The organism is Frigoribacterium sp. CF331 (genome assembly GCF_057787905.1).
In genome coordinates this window covers 2142243-2160895 of record NZ_CM173545.1, presented here as the reverse complement: position 1 = coordinate 2160895, position 18653 = coordinate 2142243, and the positions used below count along the sequence as shown (strand labels likewise).

Below are 18653 nucleotides of genomic sequence, written 5' to 3'. Positions count from 1 at the left end.
CCCCGGCCCGCGGCAGCCCGTCGGCCCCGACCCCGCCTCGGCCCCGCGAGGGTGGTACCGGCGGTCCTCCCGTCGTGCGGGGCCTGGTCACAGTGGGTGTCGGGGCGCAGCATGGCTCCATGACCACCACACTGATCACCGGGGCCAACAAGAGCCTCGGCCTCGAGACCGCCCGGCGCCTGCTCGACGCCGGCCACACCGTCCACGCCGGCATGCGCGACCTCGACTCGGGCGACGCCGTCCGGGCCCTCGGCGCCCACGCCGTGCAGCTCGACGTCACCGACCAGGCGAGCGTCGACGCCGCCCTCGCCTCGCTGCCCGAGCTCGACGTGCTCGTGAACAACGCGGGCGTCCTCGGTTCGTCGTCCGGCGTCGACGACCTCACGCCCGAGGCGATGCAGGAGGTCCTCGACGTCAACGTCGTCGGCATCGTCCGCGTCACCCAGGCGGCGCTGCCCCTGTTGCGACGGTCCGACCGGCCCGTGATCGTGAACGTCGCGTCGGGCGTCGGCTGGCCGCGCTGGCTGAGCACCGAGGGCCACGACGAGTTCCCCGTCGCGGCGGTGCCCTACGCCGCGTCGAAGGCGGCCGTGATCGCCCTCACCGTGCAGTACGCGAAGAACCTGCCGACCTTCCGGGTGAACGTCAGCGACCCGGGCTACACCGCGACCGACTTCAACGGGCACGGCGGCCACCAGACCGTCACCGAGGGCACGGACGCCACGGTCGCCCTCGCCCAGCTCGGCCCCGACGGGCCCACCGGCGAGTTCCACGACCGCCGGGGCCGCATCGACTACTGAGCCGCGACCCGAGGAGGCGCGGTGCCGGCCATCGAGACCGGCACCGCGCCTCCTGCGTCCCCGAGGACTAGACCTGACCTCGTGCCGTCACCGCTCCTCCTCGCCTCGCTCGCCGGTCTGCTCTCGGGTCTCTCGCTCGTGGTCGGGGCGGTGGTGTCGTGGTTCGTGAAGGTGCCCCGCGAGGTCGTCGCGCTCGTGATGGCCTTCGGCGCCGGCGTGCTGATCTCCGCCCTGTCGTTCGACCTCGTCGACGAGGCGACGAGCAGCGGCGGCCTCGTGCCGACCCTCGCGGGGTTCCTGGCCGGTGCCGTCGTGTACGTCGTCCTCGACCAGCTGCTCGAACACGGGGGCTTCCGCCGCAAGCGGCACAGCCAGGGGTCGGCCGGGTCGGGCACCGGCCTCGGCATCGCGCTCGGGGCGTTGCTCGACGGCGTGCCCGAGACCGCAGTGCAGGGCGTGAGCCTGACGGGCGGGGGTGCGCTCAGCGTCGCGGTGCTCGTCGCCGTCGTCATCTCGAACTTCCCCGAGGGCATGTCGAGCACGGCCGACCTCAAGTCGTCGGGCCGGTCCGCCCGCTACGTCTTCGGGCTGTGGTCGGGCATCGCCGTGGTCTGCGCCCTCTCCGCGCTCGGCGGGTACGCCCTGCTGGGCGGCGTGCCCGAGGGCGGCCAGTCGTTCGTGATGGCGTTCGCGGCCGGGGCGATCCTCGCGATGATCTGCGACACGATGATCCCCGAGGCGTTCCGCAAGACGCAGACGCTGACCGGACTGGTCACGGTGCTCGGCTTCGTCGCGAGCTACGTGGTGCACCAGGTCGCCTGACGCCCGGCGACCCCGCCGGGGGCCCCGAACTGGGTCATCCGTTCTGCGACGGTGCCGCACCCCGCGGGTCGGCGCTCGAATATCCTGCATCGGTGAGCCCCGACCTTCCCGCCACCCCGGAGAACCATCCGGAGTCCGTCCGGCTGCTCGCATCGACCCTGCGGACCCTCGACGAGGCGCACCGGCGCTACCGGCTGCACGCGGCGAAGGTGATCGGACTGGGTCACACCGAGCTCTCGGCCCTCGTGGCCATCGGCGAGGCACCGGGCCTGACGCCCGGCACCCTCTCGCACGAGCTGCTGCTCAGCACGGGCGCGACGACCGCCGTCGTCGACCGGCTCGAGAAGTCGGGCCACGTCGTCCGCACCCGGCACCCGGACGACCGCCGCAGCCTCTTCCTGCACCTGACGGCCCTGGGTGAGGCCACCACGGGCACCCTGACCGAGGCCTACCAGTACGTCCTCTCGACGACGGGCACCGACGAGACGATCGCCGACGCCCTCCCCCAGCTCGACGCCATCGCCGCGGCGCTCGACGCCGCGTCGCGTGAACCCGCGTCCTGACCCGCGCGGCCGGGGTGCGCGCCCGCCGACCCGCGCCTCCTCGGGGTGTGCGCCCGCCGACCCCGCGCCTCCTCGGGGTGCGCGCCCGCCGGTGCCGCGCCTCCTCGGGGTGCGCGCCCGCCGCACCCGCGCCTCCTGCCCGTGTCGCACCGCCCTGTGAGCGTCGCACCGCCCCATTCGGCGGTGCGACGTCCACCTGGCGGTGCCACACCACCCCGCCGCCCTTCGCCGCCCAGGTCGCACCACCGTCGCGTCGTCGAACCACTCCGGAGCGTGGTTCGACGACGCGAACGTGGTGCGACCTCGGGCGGGGGCGGCCTCCTAGGCTTCGGGCATGGGATCGGACGCCAGGGCGCGCTACGCCGAGCGGGCCGACGAGTACGCCCGGCACCTCGGCTCGATGTCGTCGGTGCACCCGGCCGACGAGCACCTGGTGACGTCGTGGGCGAGGGCGGTCGGCGGCCCCGTGCTCGACGCGGGCTGCGGTCCCGGCCACTGGTCGGGGCACCTCGCCGCCCGGGGCGTCGACGTGCGCGGCGTCGACCAGGTGCCCGAGTTCGTCGAGTACGCCCGCCGTGCCCACCCCGCCGTGCCGTTCGACCTGGGTGACGTCGACGCCCTGCCGTACGGGCCGGGCGAGTTCTCGGGCGTCCTCGCCTGGTACTCGTTGATCCACCACGAACCGAGCACGATCCGTCGACCCCTCGACGAGTTCGCGCGGGTCCTCCGACCCGGCGGCGGGCTGCTCGTCGGGTTCTTCGCCGGGGCCGCCGTCGAACCGTTCGACCACGCGATCACGACCGCCTGGCGCTGGTCGCCCGACCTGCTCGCCGACGCCCTTCGCGCCTCCGGGTTCGACGTGCTCGAGATCCACACGCGGACGGGCCCGCCCTCCGGGCCGAGACCCCACGGCGCACTCGTCGCCCGGCTCGACCGGTAGGCCCGCTCAGCCGCCCTGGCGCACCTGTCGCACGTACCGGTACACGGTCGGCTCGGACACGTGCAGGGCCTCGGCCACCTGGGCCACCGCGCCCTTGAGCAGGAACACCCCCGCCCGTTCGATCTCGCGCACGGCCGCGACCTTCTCGTCGGGCGTCATGCGGTGCGGTTCGACGCCCTGGGCGGCGACGATCCGCGCGACGCCGTCGAGCGCGAGTTCGTCGACGTTCATGCTCAGCCGCTCGGCCACGGGCGCCGCCGCCGGGTGCGCCGTCGACCCCGTCGCCGCCCCGGACGCCCCCGTCGCGGCCCCGGGCCCACCGCCCGGCCCGGCCCCCTTGACCAACCCGGTCGTCGCCGTGATCGCCACGAGCAGGTCGCGGGCCCGGGCCAACGGCTCGTCGTCGATGTTCAGGCAGAGCATGCCCACGACGTCGCCGCCGGCGTCGCGGATGAAGAAGGTCGACGAACGGAACGTGCCGCCCGTGCGCGACTCGGCCAGGTAGTTCGCCAGGTAGTCGCGGTCGTCGTGCTCGTGGTTCTGCAGCACCTTGAGCACCAGGTCGGTCGCCGGCCCGCCGACGCTGCGACCGCTCACGTGGCCGTTGGTCAGGGCGACGATCGAGCGGCTCAGGTCGCTCGTGTCGTGCAGCACGACCTCGGTCCGGGGCCCGAGCAGCTCGGCGAAGAAGTCCATCAGCGGCAGGTAGGGCTCGAACTCCGCCCGCAGGACGCGACTCGGGTCGACCACGGTGGCGCTGCTGGCTCTCGTCATGAGCCCAGGTTACCGGTGTGTAACAAGTTCCTCGCGCTGTGATAATTTCTTCTCACCCTGCCGACGACTCGGCTAGCTTGCGATGACCGACGACGCTCACGAAAGGCTCGACCATGACCCGAACCCGCTCCCGCTCCGCTCTCTGGGGCACCGTCGCCACGGGCGCCGTCCTGGCCCTCGGTCTCACCGCCTGCGGCGGCCCGAGCGCCCCGCAGCCCGGCGACGCCACCGGCGACGCCACCTCGTCGTCCGCGTCGAGCATCCCCGACACGAGCGCCCTGCTCGACGCCGTCCAGGTCGACGACACGCTCGCCGCCGAGGTGCCCGCCGACATCAAGGACGCCGGGACGCTCGTCGTGGGCTCGAACGTCCAGTCGGCGCCGAACAACTTCTACGCGGCCGACGGCTCGACGGTCGTCGGCTCGGACCACGACCTCATCACGGCCGTCGCCAAGAAGCTCGGCCTCGACGTCGAGTACCAGAACCAGGACTTCGGCTCGCTCATCACCAGCCTGCAGTCCGGCCGCGTCGACGTGACGATCGCCGCGATGAACGACACCGCCGAGCGTCAGCAGGCCATCGACTTCGTCGACTACCTCACCTCGGGCATCACCCTGATGGTGCAGAAGGGCAACCCGGCCGACATCACCGGGCCCGACACCCTCTGCGGCAAGTCCATCGCGGTGGTGACCGGCACGAGCCAGCAGGAGTTCGCCGAGGCCACGAGCACGCAGTGCGAGACCGACGGCGACGAGCCCCTCGACATCACCGTGACCGACAGCGACAGCCAGAACCAGACGCAGCTGCGCACCGGCCGCATCGACGCCATCGTCAACGACCTGCCGAGCGCGGTCTACATCTCGAAGACCGCCCAGGACGGCCAGGCGTTCGAGGTCGTGCCCGGCGACGTCATCGACGGCGCCCCCTACGGCATCGGCGTCAACAAGGACGACCCCGCGCTGCGCGACGCCATCGCCTCCGCCCTCGACGAGCTGATCGACGACGGCACGTACGGCAAGGTGCTCGACGCCTGGGGCATCACCTCGGGCAGCGTCACCGAGGCGACCGTCAACGGCGGCAAGTAGGTGGCGACCGCACGACCGACGGGCGCCGGCGCCGGCGACGCGACCCGCGCCTCCTCGTCCCGCCCGCCCGAGCGCCCCGGGCGCGAGCTGCTGCCGCAGGTGCGCCTGAAGCACTGGGGGCGGTGGGTGAGCGCCGTCGTGATCGTGGTGCTGCTCGTCGCCCTCGTGTACGGGGCGTCGCAGGGCGACATCTCGTACAGGGACATCCCGTACTACCTGGTCTCGCCGATCATCCTGCAGGGCCTCGTCGGCACCATCGTCCTCGCCGTGGTCGCGCAGGTCAGCGCCGTCGTCATCGGCGTCGTCATCGCCCTGATGCGCATCTCGAAGAACCCGGTCGCCCAGGCCTTCGCGGCCGGCTACACCTGGCTGTTCCGCGGCCTGCCGGTGCTGCTGCAGATCCTGCTCTGGTACAACCTCGCGCTGATCTTCCCGCGGCTGCAGCTCGGGGTGCCCTTCACCGACGTGGTGTTCGTCGACGTCAGCACGAACGACGTCATGACCACGTTCGTCGCGGCGTTCCTCGGCCTCGCCCTCAACGAGAGCGCCTACATGGCCGAGATCGTGCGGGCGGGGCTCAAGAGCGTCGACCGCGGGCAGATCGAGGCCGCGCAGTCGATCGGCCAGACCCCGGCGCAGCGCATGGCGCGCATCGTGCTGCCCCAGGCGATGCGCATCATCATCCCGCCGACCGGCAACGACTTCATCAACATGCTCAAGGGCACCGCGATGGCGTCGGTCATCGGCTACCTCGAACTGATCAAGGCCGCCAACAACATCGCCTCGTTCAACCTGCAGGTGATGGAGACCCTGATCGCCGCGGCCATCTGGTACATGGTCGTCGTCAGCGTCGCGAGCGTCGGCCAGTACCACCTCGAGCGCAGCTTCGACCGGCAGGACCGCCGCCCCGGCGGTCCGCCGAACGCCCGCGCCCTCCGCCGCAAAGTCGCCGCCGACCTCGGCCGCGCACCCCTCGTCAGGAGCACCCCGTGACCACGACCGACACGACCCCAGGAGGCGCGGTGCCGGCCGCCGGGGCCGCCCCCGTCCTCGAGGCCGTCGGCATCGGCAAGTCGTACGGTAGCCACGAGGTGCTGCGCGACGTGTCGATGACCGTCAGCAGCGGCGAGGTGGTCTGCATCATCGGACCGTCCGGCGCCGGCAAGTCGACGTTCCTCCGCACCCTGAACCGGCTCGAGGAGCCCGACGCCGGCGAGGTCTGGGTCGGCGGCGAGCCGATGGGCTTCGAGCTGCGCGACGGCGTGCTGCACGAGCTCAGCGAGCGTCGGCTGTCGGCGCAGCGGGCACGCACGGCGATGGTGTTCCAGCACTTCAACCTGTTCCCGCACCTGACGGTGCTGGGCAACGTGCTCGAGGGCCCCGTGCGCGTCCAACGTCGGTCGGCGAAGGAGGCGCGGCGCGAGGCCGTCGAGATCCTCGAGCGGGTGGGCCTCGGCGACAAGGTCGACGCCTACCCCGGCCAGCTCTCGGGCGGGCAGCGGCAGCGGGTGGCGATCGCGCGGGCCGTCGCGATGAAGCCGCTCTTCCTGCTCTTCGACGAGCCCACGTCGGCCCTCGACCCCGAACTCGTGGGCGAGGTGCTGAAGGTGATGGGCGACCTGGCCCGCGACGGCATGACCATGCTCGTCGTGACGCACGAGATCCAGTTCGCCCGCGAGGTCGCCGACCGCGTCGTCTTCATGGCCGACGGCGGCATCGTCGAGCAGGGCCCGGTCGAGCAGGTGCTCGGCGCCCCCCGCGAGGCCCGCACGAGGCAGTTCCTGCAGCGGGTGCTGGCGTGACGTCCGACCCGGCGCTCGACGCGTACCTGGCGTCGTTCTCCGAGCCGGTCGGGTACCTGAACTTCGGCAGCTACGGTCCGCCCTCGCGCGACGTCGTCGAGACGATCGGCCGCCTCGCCTCCGCGGCGAGCGCGGGCGTCCCGTCGTCCGGCCTGCACGCCGAGGACGACCGGGCGCTGGCCGCGGTGGCGCGCCTCACCGGGTTCGACCGCGCCGGGGTCGCCCTCACCGGCAGCACGTCGCTCGGGTTGATGCAGGTCGCGTTCGGCCTGCCGCGGGGCGAGGTCGTCGTGAGCGGCGCCGAGTTCCCGTCGAACCTCTACGCGTGGTGGCGCTCGGAGGAGGCCGGCCTCACCACCGTGCGTCCGTTGCCCGAGGTGCCCGGTCAGCCGCTGGCACCCGTCACTCCCGAGCGGGTGGCCGACGCCGTCGGGCCCGACACCGTCGCGGTCGCCGTGAGCGCGGTCGACTTCCGCACCGGCGCGGTCGCCGACCTCGCCGGCCTGCGGGAAGCCGTCGGCGACCGCCTGCTCGTGGTCGACGGCATCCAGGGCTTCGGCGTCGTCGACGCCGACTGGACGCTCGCCGACGCCCTCGTCGTCGGCGGCCAGAAGTGGCTGCGGGCGGGGTGGGGCACGGGGTTCGTGGCGGCGTCCCCGCGGGCCCTCGCGCGCCTCCGTCCGGTGCTCGGCGGTTGGACCGGCGTCGAGGGCGCCTCTCGCTACGACGGCGTGCGACACGATCCGCTGCCCGGGGCTCAGCGCCTGTCGGTGACGAACGGCTCGCCGTTCGCCTCGGGCGCCCTGGCCACGGCGCTCGAGCAGCTCGAGTCCGTCGGGGTCGGCGCCGTGGCGGCCCGCGTGGCCGACACCGCGGGCGACCTGGTCGCCCGACTCGAGGCGGCCGGCGTGCCGGTGCTCTCCCCCGTCGAGCGCCACCGGCGGGCCGGACTCGTCGTGGCGGGCGTGCCCGCGGGCGAGGCCGCGCGCGTCGGCGCCCGGCTCGAGGAGGCCGGCGTCACGGCCACGATCCACGGTGACGACCGGGTGCGCCTGAGCGTCCACGCCACCACAACCCCGGCCGCACTCGACGCGGCCCTGAGCGTCCTGGGAGGACGACGATGACCCTCGAGACGAACCCCCTCCGGGCCGTGCACACCGACACGGCCCCGGCGGCGATCGGCCCCTACTCGCAGGCCGTCCGCGTGGGCGACCTCGTGTTCGTGTCGGGCCAGCTGCCGATCGACCCCGCGACCGGCGAGTTCGCCGGGCCCGGCGTCCGCGACGAGGCGCGTCAGTCGTTGCGCAACGGCGCCGCGGTGCTCGAGGCCGCCGGCTCGGGCGTCGACCTCGTCGTCAAGACGACGGTGCTGCTGGCCGACATCGCCGACTTCGCCGTCGTCAACGAGGCGTACGCCGAGGTCTTCGACGGCGGCGTCCTGCCGGCCCGCGCCGCCTACCAGGTCGCGGCCCTGCCGAAGGGCGCCCGGGTCGAGATCGAGTTCGTCGCGGCGGTCGCCCCGGGGCACGCCGGGTAGCATCGCGGCATGCCGGAGGGTGACAGCGTCCACCGACTCGCGGCGCGCCTCCGTCCCTCGCTCGTCGACCGGCTCGTCGTCGACGGCGAGCTGCGGTCCGGCGGCCGGGCGGGCGACTCGCTCGCCGGCCGGCGCGTCGTCGAGCTCGACACCCACGGCAAGCACCTGCTGACCCGCTTCGACGACGGCACCACCCTGCACACCCACCTGCGGATGCAGGGCTCGTGGACCCTCACCCGACCCGGCCGGGTCCTGCCGTCCCGGCTGCAGCGACAGGTGCGCGTGCGGGCGCGGCTCGACGACGGTCACACGCTGTGGGGCGTCGACCTGCCCGTCGTCGACCTCGTGCCGACCCGCGACGAGCACACCCTGATCGGCCACCTCGGCCCCGACCCGTTGCGCCCCGACTGGGACCCCGAGGAGGCGCGACGTCGCCTGGCCGCACGCCCCGACGTCACGGTCCGTGCGGCCCTGCTCGACCAGCGTCCGATGGCCGGCCTGGGCAACCTCTGGGTCAACGAGGTGGGCTTCCTGCGCGGCGTGCACCCCACGACCCCGGTCGGCGGGGTCGACCTCGTGAAGCTCGTCGACGTCGCCGCGCGGGCCCTGCGGTTCTCGGCCACGACGCCCGGCGCGTACCAGGTGACGACGGGGCGCACCCGCCGCGGCGAGACGCACTGGGTGGTCGGCCGGGCCGGTCGCCCGTGCCTCCGCTGCGGCACCCGCGTCGAGGCCCGCGACGACCCGCCCGGCCCCGACGGTCGCTCGCGGCGGGCGTGGTGGTGCCCGCGGTGCCAGCCCGCGGCGGGCGTCCGCGACGGGTGACCGCCCCGCGCCCGAGGCACCCCGGGTCCGAGGCACCCCCGCGCCGGAGGCGCCCCCGCGCCGGGTGGACGCCGACGCGGTTCAGGGGCGAGCGGCGATGATCGTCTCGGCGACGGCGGTGAGCAGCGGGGCCTGCTCGGGCGAGAAGCGGTTGGGGTAGCCGACCTGCATCCAGGAGTCGTCGACGAGCACGTCCAGCCAGCACGAGAGTCCTTCGGCCGACGAACAGCGCAGCGTCGCGTCCTGGGCGCCGGAGACCACCACGGGGGTCGCTCCACCGGCCGGGTCGTCGCCGTCGCGGAACGTGTCGGACGCCGACTCGTAGGCCCACCGTGCGCCGGGGGCGATCTCGACGTCGATGCCTCCGACGGCACCGTCCGGCACCTGCACGCCGTCGGGCATCGACCACCGACACTCGTACGTGTCGGACTGGGTCCGCTCGATGCCGTCCTTCGTGCCCGGCAGCAGGTCGATCGCCACGTCGGACAGGCCCGGGGTGCCGAGGACGTCGCTCATCGGCCGGGCGGTGGCCAGGGCCGGGCACCCGCCCGACGGGTCCCACCGAGCGGACGACTCGGGCGCCACCCACGGGCGGGCCGGCGTGAGGGGGACCACGACGTCGACGACGCGGGAGAAGAAGCTCGTCAGCAGAGCCGTCGCGTCCGGGGCCAGGGTCGGGGACTGGTGCCACCTGAACTCGATCCAGAACGACCCGGCCACGATGCTGCCGTCGCACTGCCCGATGGTGTCGTCGCACGACAGCACCGACGCGTCGCCGAGGCCGGCGGCGGCGGCCCCGGCGGCCCTGCGTTCGTCGATCCACGTCCGACCCGCGTCGACGTCGGACGAGACGTCCATGATGAGGGAGGCGGACGCCGAGTCGGTCGACGACCCCCACATGCAGGTCCGGACGCCCGCCTGACGCAGACCCGCGATGTCCGGCATGAAGACGTCGGGGAAGTCGTTGAACTGGTCCGGCGCGCGCAGCAGCGAGCCGAGGGACGCCTGATCGGCGACCGCGGCGCAGTCCAGGGGCAGCGACGGGACGGGAGCGGCGAAGTCGGGTGCCGGGGCGTTCGTCGGCGTGCTCGTGGGCGACGGGGTCGGGCTCGGCGTGGGCGTCGGGGTGACGGACACCGCGGCGGGTGGGGCCTGCTCCTCGGGCTCGTCGAACGGTGACGGGATGAGCCCCAGGGCGACGCCACCGCTCGCGAGGCCGAGGCCCACCAGGGCCAGGACGCCGAGGCTCCCGCCGACGACCCGGCCTCGGCCGCGACGGCCCCGACGGTCGCCCGCGACCCCCTCGAGGACGCCTCGCCTCACCGAGACGGTCATGGTGGTCAGCTCGTCGGCGGTCGGAGGGACGTCCCTCCACCCGCCTCGATCGTCGTCAGCGTTCACCGTCGATCACCGCCTTCCGGAGTCTCGTCCTGGATCTCAGGACACGTTGCTTCACGGCGCCGACGCTGACGCCGACGAGCTCGGCCGCCTCCGAGTACGAGCGACCGTCGACGAGACAGAGCTCGCACACGCGACGGTCGGTCTCCGAGAGCGTCTCGATCTCGGCCCGGACGAACCTCAGGCGATCCCTGGCCTCGTCGTGGTCCGCGGGGGCGGCCAGGTCGTCCGGCAACTCGTCGCTCGCGTGACGCATGTTCTTCCGGTTGAGGTTCAGGGCGTGGTGGCGGCAGGTCACGAGGAGCCACGGGAGCAGCGACTCGGTGCCGGCGACCGTGTCGGCCTTGCGCCAGAGGGTGAGGAACGTGTCCTGCACGACTTCCTCGACGTCCATGCGTCGTGACGTGATCGCCCACGCGTACCGCGTGACGGCCGCCGTGTACCTGTCCAGCACCGTCGCCAGCGCCGTCGTGTCCCCTCGGGCCACCTGCCTCAGCAGGTCCTGGTCCGGACTCGTCGTGTGATCCACGTCCACCCCCTCCACCCCGGCAATGTCGTCGACGTCGCGAAGGTCACAAAATCGTCCTGCCCGGCCGGGGCGCCGCACTCAGCCAGTGAGGACCGTCCTCAGGGCGTCGTACGCGGGGGTGGGCGCACCGTCGTCGAAGAGCAGGTCGTGCCCCTGCTGCGGGCGGCCCTCGTCGTCGACGAACCAGTCGTACCGGTCGTCGACACCCCAGGTCGTGTACGAGACGCAGGCCTCGGAGCGGAAGCAGGCCGCGAGGACGGTGGCGTACTGCTCGGCCTGGGCGTCCTGCCCCTCGTCGTCCGTGACGTCGTTCTCCGAGATGCGGACGAGCAGTCCCGCGTCGTCGAAGGCGTCGAACGTCTCGGCGAGGTCGTCGGCCGAGATCGCGTCGGTCCCGAGGTCGTAGACGTGGGCCTGGAGGCCCACGCCGTCGACGAACCCTCCCCGCTCGTTCGTGTCGAGGGCCAACTGCAGCAGGGCGTCCTGGCGCGGGCCCGGCACGTCGGCGCCGTTCTCGTTGACGAACTGCCGGACGTCCGGGTCGGCGTCGTGGACGGCTCGCGAGACGACCACGGGGTAGGTCGGCCCGAAGACCCGGTACCAGACGTTCTGCTGCAACTCGGTCCCCTGGTCGACGTCGAACGGTTCGTTGACGACGTCGAGCGAGTCGAGCCGACCCCGGAAGTGCGTGACGACCGTGGTCACGTAGTCGAGCAGGGCGTCGGCGCTCGACCGTCGCTCCTGCTCGGTGTCGGAGGGGAGCTCTCGCATCCAACGGGGCATCGCCTCGCTGAACGCGATCGTGTGGCCGTGCACCGCCATGCCGTGGTCCTCGGCGAGGTCGAGGAGCGCGTCGGCCTCGTCGAAGAGGTACTCGCCCCGACGAGGCGAGATCGCCTGCGGTTTCATGGCGTTCTCGAGGGTGAGGGCGCCGAAGTCGCCCACGAACTCGTCGGCGTACCGGGGGTCCGAGGCGAGCGGGCCGAGCGCCACGGCGGCACCGACGACGAAGTCCGGGCGGGAGCGGGCGGCGAGCGCCTGCAGACCGTCCGGCGAGGCCTCGGCACCCGCCCAGGCGGGGCCCGCGGCGGACAGCGAGTCACCGGCCGGGGCCGTCGCGGTCAACGAGCCGACCCGGAAGGTCCCCTCGTCGCTCGACAGGCCGAGCCAGAGCTCGCCGGACCCGAGGACGCCGCCCAGGGGCGCCGAGAACACCGTGTCGCCGTCGTCGACCACCTCGAGCAGGTCGCCGGACCGACGCACCGAGAACTCGGCCTCGGGGTCGCCGATCGTCACGTGCTCGTCCACGACCGGCCGGGGGTCGGTCGCGTCGTCCGGCGGCGACCCGTCGAAGACGGCGATGCCGAGGTCGTCGCCACGGAACGTGAGCCGGACGCCGGCCGGTTCGAGGCGGAACTCGTCGGCGACCACCGGTGGGCTGTCGTACACGGCCAGGGTGGCGTCGGCGGTCACGTCCGCGAACGAGGCATCGAGGCTGACGTCGCCCGGGGCCACGAGGTGGGTCCCCGCGAGGTCGAGCGGCGGGTCCGGCTGCCCGCCCGACCCGTCCTGCCGAACGATGCTCCGTCCCGTGGCCGCCACCCGCAGGCCGTCGTCGTCGGCGACGACTCCGGGCACGTGCCGCCAGTCCTGTCGGAGGACGTCCACGACCGTCCCCTCCTCGGGTCGCGGGGGCGACGACGTGCACCCCGTCACCAGGAGGCCGACGGCCACCAGCGCCACGACGCACCGCCGCCGGGCGGTCCGTCGCACCGCGGACTCGGGCGCGTCGGGCTCCATGCACCACACCGTAGCGTCGAGGCGGGACGAGGAGGCGCGGGTCGGCCCCCGAGCTCTGGCCGGCGCCGGAGGGACTGCGTCATCCGTCTCGCGAGGCCGCCGTCCGGCGACGGCGATCCGGCGTCGGGTCAGCGACCGGGCAGGGTGTCCAACGCGCGCGCTCGTGCCGCGAGCAGGTCGGCGTAGGTGCCGTCGCGTTCGGCCCGGCGCAGCCGCTGCGCGGCCCGGACGACGATCTCGTCCGGGGTCGGGTCCCGGGTCAGGAGGTCGACGACCTCGTCGAGGTAGTCGTCTAGCGGCAGGGCCGCCGGGTTGACCTTCTCCTGGCCGGCCGTCGCGACGGCCGGCGGTACGAGTTCGCTGACGCCGACGCCCGTGCCGGCGAGCTGCGCCCGGAGCGACTCGGTGTACGCGTGGACGCCCGCCTTCGACGCACCGTAGGAGGGCATCAGCGGGAACGGGAGGAACGCGATGCCCGACGAGACCGTGATGACGTGCCCGCCACCGCGACCGACGAGGTGCGGGGTGAACGCGTCCACCACGCGGATGGTGCCGAGCAGGTTCACCGCGATGGTCGTCTCCGCGGCAGCGAAGTGGGCGGGGTCACGGAGGTCCTCCTGGAGCAGGACGCCGGACATCGTGACCACAGTGTCGAGGCCCGGATGCGCCTCCAGGACGTCGTCCCTGGCCCTGGTGACGGAGTCGGGGTCCGTGACGTCGATGCGGACGGTCTCGAGGTCGTCGACCTTGTCGGTGTCGCGTCCGGCGACGACGACGGTGCTGCCGGCGGCGGCGAGGCGACGGGCGAGGCCGAGGCCGATGCCCGAGGTGCCGCCGACGACGAGTGCGGTACGGTCGCTGATGTCCATGGTGTCTCTTCCTGTCTCTGGTCGGGTACGGGACCACACTCACCGCCGACGGCCCGGACGGGCAGGTCCCGGCTGATCCGGGGAGTGACGGGACCCCCGCTCGGGCGGCGGCCGCTGGGTATGGTCGGGCCATGGACCCGGACACGCGGACGAACGCCCTCGGCGAGTACCTGCAGGCCAGGCGCGCCCTCGTCCCGCCCGAGCACGTGGGCCTGCCCGGCGGGTCCCGCCGACGAGTGCCCGGACTCCGGCGCGAGGAGGTCGCCCTGCTCGCGGGCATCAGCGCCGACTACTACCTCCGACTCGAGCGCGGCCGCGACGCCAACCCCTCCCCGCAGGTGCTCGAGGCGCTGGCGCGCGTCCTGCAACTGGACGACGTCGAGACGGCCTGGCTCCACGACCTCACGGCGGCACGACCACGCACGAGGCGCGCCCGACCTGCCGAGCACGTGCCCGAGCGACTGCACCACCTCCTCGCCGCACTCGACGTCCCCGCGTTCGTCGAGGGTCTGTACTTCGACGTCCTGGCCTCGAACGATGCCGCGGTGGCGTTGTCCCCGCGGCTGGTCGTCGGCGAGAACCGTCTGCGATCGCTCGTGCTCGACCCCGGGGAACGAACGTTCCACCGGGACTGGGAGGCCGCGGTGGAGTCGTTCGTCGGAGTGGCCCGACGGACCCTCGGTCGCGACGCGAACGACCCCCGGGCGGTGGAACTCGTCGGTGAGCTGTCGTTGGCCAGCGCCCGGTTCCGCACCCTCTGGGCCCGGCACGACGTCCGGGTGCTCGACGGCGGCACCGTGACGATCGACCACCCCCGGGTCGGTCCGCTCGTGCTGCACCGCGAGAAGCTGCCCGTGGGCGAGGTCGTCCTCGTCATCTACTACCCGGACGCCCGGGGTGAGAGTGCCGACGGGTTGCGCCTCCTGTCCACGTGGGACGCCCGGGCGGGCGGCTGATCCGGCGTCGCCGAGCCGGAGCGGGATCGCCGCCTCCCCCGACCGGGCCAGTTCGCAGACTCCGGTCCTAGTGTCGGGCCACGCGGTCTCCCACCGCTGGAGCAGGGCACGACCGGCCACTTCGAATCATCGAATCCTGGAGTGCCCCCGTGGCCGCCCACCGTGAACGACGCCTGCTGTACGCCATCGTGCGCCTGATGGGCGACGCGACCGGTCCCGGTGGCCGCGACGACCGCCTCCAGGTCCTCGTGGACGAATCCGTCGCCCTCTTCGACGCGCACGCGGCGGGCCTGATGCTCTTCGGGCGATCGGGTGAACTGCAGATCGCCGCGTCGACCGGGCACCACAGCGGCCTGCTCGAGCTGCTGCAGGTCGAGACGGACCAGGGGCCCTGCCTCGAGGCGGCCCGGACCGGCCAGGTCGTCGCCGTGTCCGACGTGACCGCGGTCGAGGCACGCTGGCCGCACTTCAGCCGCAGCGCCACCGACGCCGGGTACGCCTCGGTGCACTCGATCCCGCTGCGGCTGCGCGACGACGTGATCGGGTCGCTGAACCTCTTCGGCGAGGAGGCCGGGGCCCTCGACCCGGACGACGTCGCCGCCGCCCGGGCGTTGGCCGACATCGCCACCATCAGCATCGTGCAGCAGCGGGCCGTGGACGACGGTGAGGTCGGCCGGGCCCAGCTGCAGGCCGCCCTCGACAGCCGCACCGTGATCGAGCAGGCCAAGGGATGGATCGCCAACCGCAACGCGATCAGCCCGGAATCCGCCTTCGGCCTGCTGCGGGACCACGCCCGGCGCAACCGGCTGCCCCTGACCGAGGTCGCCCTCGGCGTGCTGGCAGGGCGCATCGTCCTCTAGCCGTCACCGCTTCGACCGCCGATCGTCCCGGGTCGTGCCGGTGACCCGACGTCGCCCTGTGTGAGCCGGACGCTCTGGTGGTCGGGGCGGAACCCGTGGTCGGAGCCCCAGAGCACCGCGTCGACCCGGTTCACCGCACCGATCTTGCTGTACAGCGTGCGGATGTGGGTCTTGATGGTGTTCGGGCTGAGATGGGCGAGGAGGGCGATGTCGGCGTTGCTCTTGCCCTGGGTGATCAGCGCCAGGATCTCGGACTCGCGGTCCGAGATGCCGAGCGCCCGACCGGGCCAGTCGACCGCCGGTCCGCTCCGGACGCGGGCACGCGCCCCGTGGACCACGCTCTCGCCGGCGGCGACGCGCTCGAGCCCGTCGACGAGGTCGGCGGCGGCCAGGCTCTTGGGGAAGTACCCCCTGGCGCCCCGCGCCAGGGCGGCCTCGATGAGGTCGTCGTCCATCTTCCAGGTGAAGACCGCCACGTGACGGTTGAGCGGGTTGGCGACGAGGCGTGAGACGTCCTCGTCGTCCGGCTTCGGCTGGGCGAAGGTGTCGTAGAGGGCGACGTCGACCACCGTGTCCACCCGCTCGCGCGCGTTGATCTCGACGATCTCGATCCGCTCGGCGAAGGGCTCGAGGACGCGGGCCAACCCCTCGACGACGATCTCGTAGTCGTTGACGAGCGCGATCCTGGTTCGTTCCGTGACGGGGGACATGCCTCCATGAATTCACCCCCAGGGGTGACACGACCGCGATCCCCGGGTGCTTGTGTCGAATGAGTCAGCGAACTCGCAGCCTCCGGGCCGGGACCGCGACCCGGGCCGCCACTCGACCGCCCGACCACCCCGGGCCCCCCTCTGCGCGCCCACCCCCGGAAGGAACACCCCCGTGTCCGATGCCCTAGCTCCCTGGAACGCGTCCCTGACGCTGGCCGAGCACTCGATCATCGTCTATTCGCTCTCCGTCGCCGGCCTGGCGCTCTTCGCGTTCTTCGTGAAGTCGCTGGTGTCGACGAAGGAGATCACCCAGCGCTACCGCCCGTCCGTCTACGCGGGCATGTGCATCACCGGCATCGCGTTCCTGTCGTACCTGCTGCTGGTCCTCGCCTTCGCCTTCGGGTACGAGCGGGACGGCGACAGCTGGGTGCCGAACGCCACGGCGATCCTGTCGTGGGCTCCCCGCTACTTCGACTGGACGGTCACCGTCCCGCTGCTCGTCATCGAGCTGCTCGCCGTCGCCACCCTCGCCGGTGCCGCCGCCCGCCGGGCGCGCACCGTCGGCATCGCCGCGGCGTTCCTCATGATCAGCACCGGCTTCGTCGGCGGCGTCGTCATCGACTCCGGGACGAACATGGGCGCCCTCTGGCTGTGGGGCGTCATCTCGGGCCTGTTCATGGTCGTCCTGTACGTGCTGGTGATCTACGTCGTCGTCAAGGGCAGCCGTGACCTGGCCGGCACCGCCGTCCCCGCCACGCTCCGCAACGCCGGAATCCTGCTCATCGTCACCTGGCTCGCCTACCCGATCGTCTTCGGCCTGCAGGGCTGGGGCCACGGCGGCGCGGTCATCACCTGGATGCAGGTCGTCCTCTCAGCCGCCGACATCGTCGCCAAGGTCGGCTTCGGCTCGATGATCCACAAGATCGCCAAGATCCGTTCGGCGATCGACGTGGAGCAGGGAGTCGACACCCACCCCGAGTCGATCTGGATCTCGTCCGAGAAGCTGTCCGACGCCGCCCCCGCCGCGTCGGCCCCGGCCCGCACCGTCCCCGCGACCGACGCCTCGGGCGCGCGTGGCGGACGTGCAGCCCGTCGCTGAGCCGACGAGCAGCCGCTCGGCGGGGGTGCGGGACGCTCGCGTCCCGCACCCCCGCGCCGTCGGCGCCGATCGCCTGCCGCCCCGCACGGTCGACGTCGCCGTCGTCGGGGGCGGCTGCTCGGGGCTCGCGGTCGCCGGGGAGCTGTCCCGGCGCGCGCCAGAGCTCGAAGTGCTCGTCCTCGAAGGGCGCACGCGGCCCGACCCCCGGGTCTGGTGCTCGTGGGACGACGGCTCCGACCCCGTCCCGGAGGCGCGCTCGGCTTCGTGGGACCGCTGGGAGGTCCGCACCCGCGCCGGCATCAGCACGGGAACGGACCCGGACCACCCGTACCGGATGGTCCGCGCCGAGGACCGCCGCGAGGCCGTCGACCGCCGCCTCGCCGAGAGCAGGGTGGCCGTCGTCGACGGCGCGGCCGTGCACGACTTCGACCGCCGTGCCCACGACGGTCGGCACGTCCTGCAGACCGGGGCGGGGACGGTGGAGGCGCGGCTCGTCGTCGACGCGACCGGTCACGACCCCCTCCCCTCCCCGCAGCACGGCGCGGTGCTGCTGCACCAGCGCTTCGTCGGCCTCTGGATCTCGACCGCGAGGCCGGTCTTCGACCCGACGACGGTCACGCTGATGGACTTCACCGACGCCCCCGACGACCAGGTCCGGTTCGTCTACGTGCTGCCGGTCTCCCCCACCGAGGCCCTCGTCGAGAGCACCGTCTTCACCCCGGAGCGTCGCTCCTCGATCGACTTCCGCGCCCACGTGCGCGACTACGTCCACCGTCGGTGGGGCCTCGAACCGCACGAATGGACCGTGACCGGGTCGGAGAGCGGATGCGTCCCGATGACCGACGCCGCGCCTCCTCGGCCCGGGGGCGACGCGACGATCGCGACCGTGGCCGGCGTGGTGCGCCCGAGCAGCGGGTACGGGTACGCCCGGGCACACCGCCACGCCCCCACCGTGGTGGACCACCTGCTCGACGGCACGCCGGCCCCGGCCTTCCGCGACACCTGGCGCACCCGTGCCCTCGACGCCGTGTTCCTGCGCTTCCTGCGCGACCGGCCCGACGCGGCGCCCGAGGCCTTCCGACGCCTCTTCACCCTGCCGGGACCGCTCGTGGTGAGGTTCCTCACCGAACGCTCCACGCCGAGGGACGAACTGCGCATCGTCCTCGTCCTGCCCAAGGCGCCGTTCGTCGCGGCCCTGCTCAGGACGGTCCGCGAGACGTGCGTCGCGCGGTGGCGCCGGTCGGCGTGCCGCGCGTGACCGCGACGGCAGCCGCTGGTCCCGCG

At 73.3% G+C, this 18653-nt stretch carries 20 protein-coding genes; 14 read left to right on the top strand and 6 right to left on the bottom strand.

Translation table 11 applies throughout. From position 1 onward, the window contains the following. Nucleotides 1–119 precede the first annotated feature (119 nt). The 4 genes from AC3CCI_RS10075 to AC3CCI_RS10060 all read left to right on the top strand — a co-directional run bounded on the left by AC3CCI_RS10075 (nt 120) and on the right by AC3CCI_RS10060 (nt 3125). Nucleotides 120–800, top strand: coding sequence for an SDR family NAD(P)-dependent oxidoreductase (locus tag AC3CCI_RS10075; RefSeq protein ID WP_488627090.1), 681 nt, complete (start codon nt 120–122; stop codon nt 798–800). Nucleotides 801–881: 81 nt separating this feature from the next. Continuing rightward, nucleotides 882–1622 (top strand): ZIP family metal transporter, encoded by a 741-nt coding sequence (locus tag AC3CCI_RS10070; RefSeq protein ID WP_488627089.1) that lies wholly within the window; start codon nt 882–884, stop codon nt 1620–1622. A 92-nt stretch (nt 1623–1714) separates the two neighbouring features. Beyond that, entirely contained in the window at nt 1715–2185 is a 471-nt protein-coding gene (locus AC3CCI_RS10065) for a MarR family winged helix-turn-helix transcriptional regulator (protein ID WP_354595523.1), read from the top strand. Between the two features lie 334 nt (nt 2186–2519). Beyond that, nucleotides 2520–3125, top strand: coding sequence for a class I SAM-dependent methyltransferase (locus AC3CCI_RS10060; protein ID WP_488627088.1), 606 nt, complete (start codon nt 2520–2522; stop codon nt 3123–3125). A gap of 6 nt (nt 3126–3131) precedes the next feature. On the opposite strand, the gene AC3CCI_RS10055 is transcribed toward AC3CCI_RS10060, so the two are convergent. Next, on the bottom strand, nt 3132–3899 hold the full coding sequence (locus tag AC3CCI_RS10055) for a helix-turn-helix transcriptional regulator (RefSeq protein WP_488627087.1): 768 nt from the start codon (nt 3897–3899) through the stop codon (nt 3132–3134). Between the two features lie 113 nt (nt 3900–4012). On the opposite strand from AC3CCI_RS10055, the gene AC3CCI_RS10050 reads away from it, so the two are divergent. From AC3CCI_RS10050 to AC3CCI_RS10025, 6 genes are read left to right on the top strand one after another with little or no spacing between them, the layout of a single operon-like run. After that, nucleotides 4013–4984 (top strand): ABC transporter substrate-binding protein, encoded by a 972-nt coding sequence (locus AC3CCI_RS10050; RefSeq protein WP_488627086.1) that lies wholly within the window; start codon nt 4013–4015, stop codon nt 4982–4984. Beyond that, nucleotides 4985–5977: an amino acid ABC transporter permease gene (locus tag AC3CCI_RS10045; protein ID WP_488627085.1), complete on the top strand. Its 993-nt coding sequence runs from the start codon at nt 4985–4987 to the stop codon at nt 5975–5977. After that, the gene (locus AC3CCI_RS10040) at nt 5974–6786 is read left to right on the top strand and encodes an amino acid ABC transporter ATP-binding protein (protein WP_354594457.1); all 813 of its coding nucleotides are present in this window, start codon (nt 5974–5976) and stop codon (nt 6784–6786) included. The genes AC3CCI_RS10045 and AC3CCI_RS10040 overlap by 4 nt, the downstream gene beginning before the upstream one ends. After that, complete coding sequence (locus AC3CCI_RS10035; RefSeq protein ID WP_488627084.1) at nt 6783–7910, top strand: aminotransferase class V-fold PLP-dependent enzyme; 1128 nt, start codon at nt 6783–6785, stop codon at nt 7908–7910. The genes AC3CCI_RS10040 and AC3CCI_RS10035 overlap by 4 nt, the downstream gene beginning before the upstream one ends. Further along, complete coding sequence (locus AC3CCI_RS10030; protein WP_488627083.1) at nt 7907–8323, top strand: RidA family protein; 417 nt, start codon at nt 7907–7909, stop codon at nt 8321–8323. Before AC3CCI_RS10035 ends, AC3CCI_RS10030 begins: the two co-directional genes overlap by 4 nt. A gap of 9 nt (nt 8324–8332) precedes the next feature. Further along, entirely contained in the window at nt 8333–9148 is an 816-nt protein-coding gene (locus AC3CCI_RS10025) for an Fpg/Nei family DNA glycosylase (RefSeq protein ID WP_488627082.1), read from the top strand. An 81-nt stretch (nt 9149–9229) separates the two neighbouring features. Here AC3CCI_RS10025 and AC3CCI_RS10020 read toward each other — a convergent pair whose 3' ends face one another. From AC3CCI_RS10020 to AC3CCI_RS10005, 4 genes are all read right to left on the bottom strand, one after another. Beyond that, nucleotides 9230–10483 carry a hypothetical protein gene (locus AC3CCI_RS10020; protein ID WP_488627081.1) on the bottom strand — a complete coding sequence of 418 codons (1254 nt, stop codon included), beginning with the start codon at nt 10481–10483 and terminating at the stop codon, nt 9230–9232. Between the two features lie 55 nt (nt 10484–10538). Beyond that, entirely contained in the window at nt 10539–11075 is a 537-nt protein-coding gene (locus AC3CCI_RS10015; RefSeq protein ID WP_354594462.1) for an RNA polymerase sigma factor, read from the bottom strand. A gap of 78 nt (nt 11076–11153) precedes the next feature. After that, nucleotides 11154–12875, bottom strand: coding sequence for an endo-1,4-beta-xylanase (locus tag AC3CCI_RS10010; RefSeq protein WP_488627080.1), 1722 nt, complete (start codon nt 12873–12875; stop codon nt 11154–11156). 128 nt (nt 12876–13003) lie between these two features. After that, the gene (locus tag AC3CCI_RS10005; RefSeq protein WP_488627079.1) at nt 13004–13744 is read right to left on the bottom strand and encodes an SDR family oxidoreductase; all 741 of its coding nucleotides are present in this window, start codon (nt 13742–13744) and stop codon (nt 13004–13006) included. 131 nt (nt 13745–13875) lie between these two features. On the opposite strand from AC3CCI_RS10005, the gene AC3CCI_RS10000 reads away from it, so the two are divergent. Together AC3CCI_RS10000 and AC3CCI_RS09995 are read left to right on the top strand one after the other, a co-directional pair. Beyond that, complete coding sequence (locus AC3CCI_RS10000) at nt 13876–14700, top strand: helix-turn-helix domain-containing protein (protein ID WP_488627078.1); 825 nt, start codon at nt 13876–13878, stop codon at nt 14698–14700. 149 nt (nt 14701–14849) lie between these two features. Then, a complete protein-coding gene (locus tag AC3CCI_RS09995; RefSeq protein WP_488627077.1) occupies nt 14850–15560 on the top strand; it encodes an ANTAR domain-containing protein in 711 nt (236 codons plus the stop codon). On the opposite strand, the gene AC3CCI_RS09990 is transcribed toward AC3CCI_RS09995, so the two are convergent. Then, nucleotides 15557–16270 (bottom strand): response regulator transcription factor, encoded by a 714-nt coding sequence (locus tag AC3CCI_RS09990; RefSeq protein WP_488627076.1) that lies wholly within the window; start codon nt 16268–16270, stop codon nt 15557–15559. The genes AC3CCI_RS09995 and AC3CCI_RS09990 overlap by 4 nt on opposite strands. Before the next feature lie 172 nt (nt 16271–16442). On the opposite strand from AC3CCI_RS09990, the gene AC3CCI_RS09985 reads away from it, so the two are divergent. Both AC3CCI_RS09985 and AC3CCI_RS09980 read left to right on the top strand, forming a co-directional pair. Then, nucleotides 16443–17369, top strand: a complete 927-nt coding sequence (locus tag AC3CCI_RS09985) for a bacteriorhodopsin (RefSeq protein WP_488627075.1) — start codon at nt 16443–16445, stop codon at nt 17367–17369. Further along, nucleotides 17353–18627 (top strand): lycopene cyclase family protein, encoded by a 1275-nt coding sequence (locus AC3CCI_RS09980; protein WP_488627074.1) that lies wholly within the window; start codon nt 17353–17355, stop codon nt 18625–18627. Before AC3CCI_RS09985 ends, AC3CCI_RS09980 begins: the two co-directional genes overlap by 17 nt. The last annotated feature ends 26 nt before the right edge of the window (nt 18628–18653 follow it).

Bases quoted from the DNA above. Each gene is read 5' to 3' on its own strand.
- AC3CCI_RS10060 (WP_488627088.1), top strand. From the start codon at position 2,520: ATGGGATCGGACGCCAGGGCGCGCTACGCCGAGCGGGCCGACGAGTAC.
- AC3CCI_RS10075 (WP_488627090.1), top strand. From the start codon at position 120: ATGACCACCACACTGATCACCGGGGCCAACAAGAGCCTCGGCCTCGAG.
- AC3CCI_RS10055 (WP_488627087.1), bottom strand. From the start codon at position 3,899: ATGACGAGAGCCAGCAGCGCCACCGTGGTCGACCCGAGTCGCGTCCTG.
- AC3CCI_RS10030 (WP_488627083.1), top strand. From the start codon at position 7,907: ATGACCCTCGAGACGAACCCCCTCCGGGCCGTGCACACCGACACGGCC.
- AC3CCI_RS10050 (WP_488627086.1), top strand. From the start codon at position 4,013: ATGACCCGAACCCGCTCCCGCTCCGCTCTCTGGGGCACCGTCGCCACG.
- AC3CCI_RS10010 (WP_488627080.1), bottom strand. From the start codon at position 12,875: ATGGAGCCCGACGCGCCCGAGTCCGCGGTGCGACGGACCGCCCGGCGG.
- AC3CCI_RS10000 (WP_488627078.1), top strand. From the start codon at position 13,876: ATGGACCCGGACACGCGGACGAACGCCCTCGGCGAGTACCTGCAGGCC.
- AC3CCI_RS10020 (WP_488627081.1), bottom strand. From the start codon at position 10,483: ATGACCGTCTCGGTGAGGCGAGGCGTCCTCGAGGGGGTCGCGGGCGAC.
- AC3CCI_RS09990 (WP_488627076.1), bottom strand. From the start codon at position 16,270: ATGTCCCCCGTCACGGAACGAACCAGGATCGCGCTCGTCAACGACTAC.
- AC3CCI_RS10005 (WP_488627079.1), bottom strand. From the start codon at position 13,744: ATGGACATCAGCGACCGTACCGCACTCGTCGTCGGCGGCACCTCGGGC.
- AC3CCI_RS10025 (WP_488627082.1), top strand. From the start codon at position 8,333: ATGCCGGAGGGTGACAGCGTCCACCGACTCGCGGCGCGCCTCCGTCCC.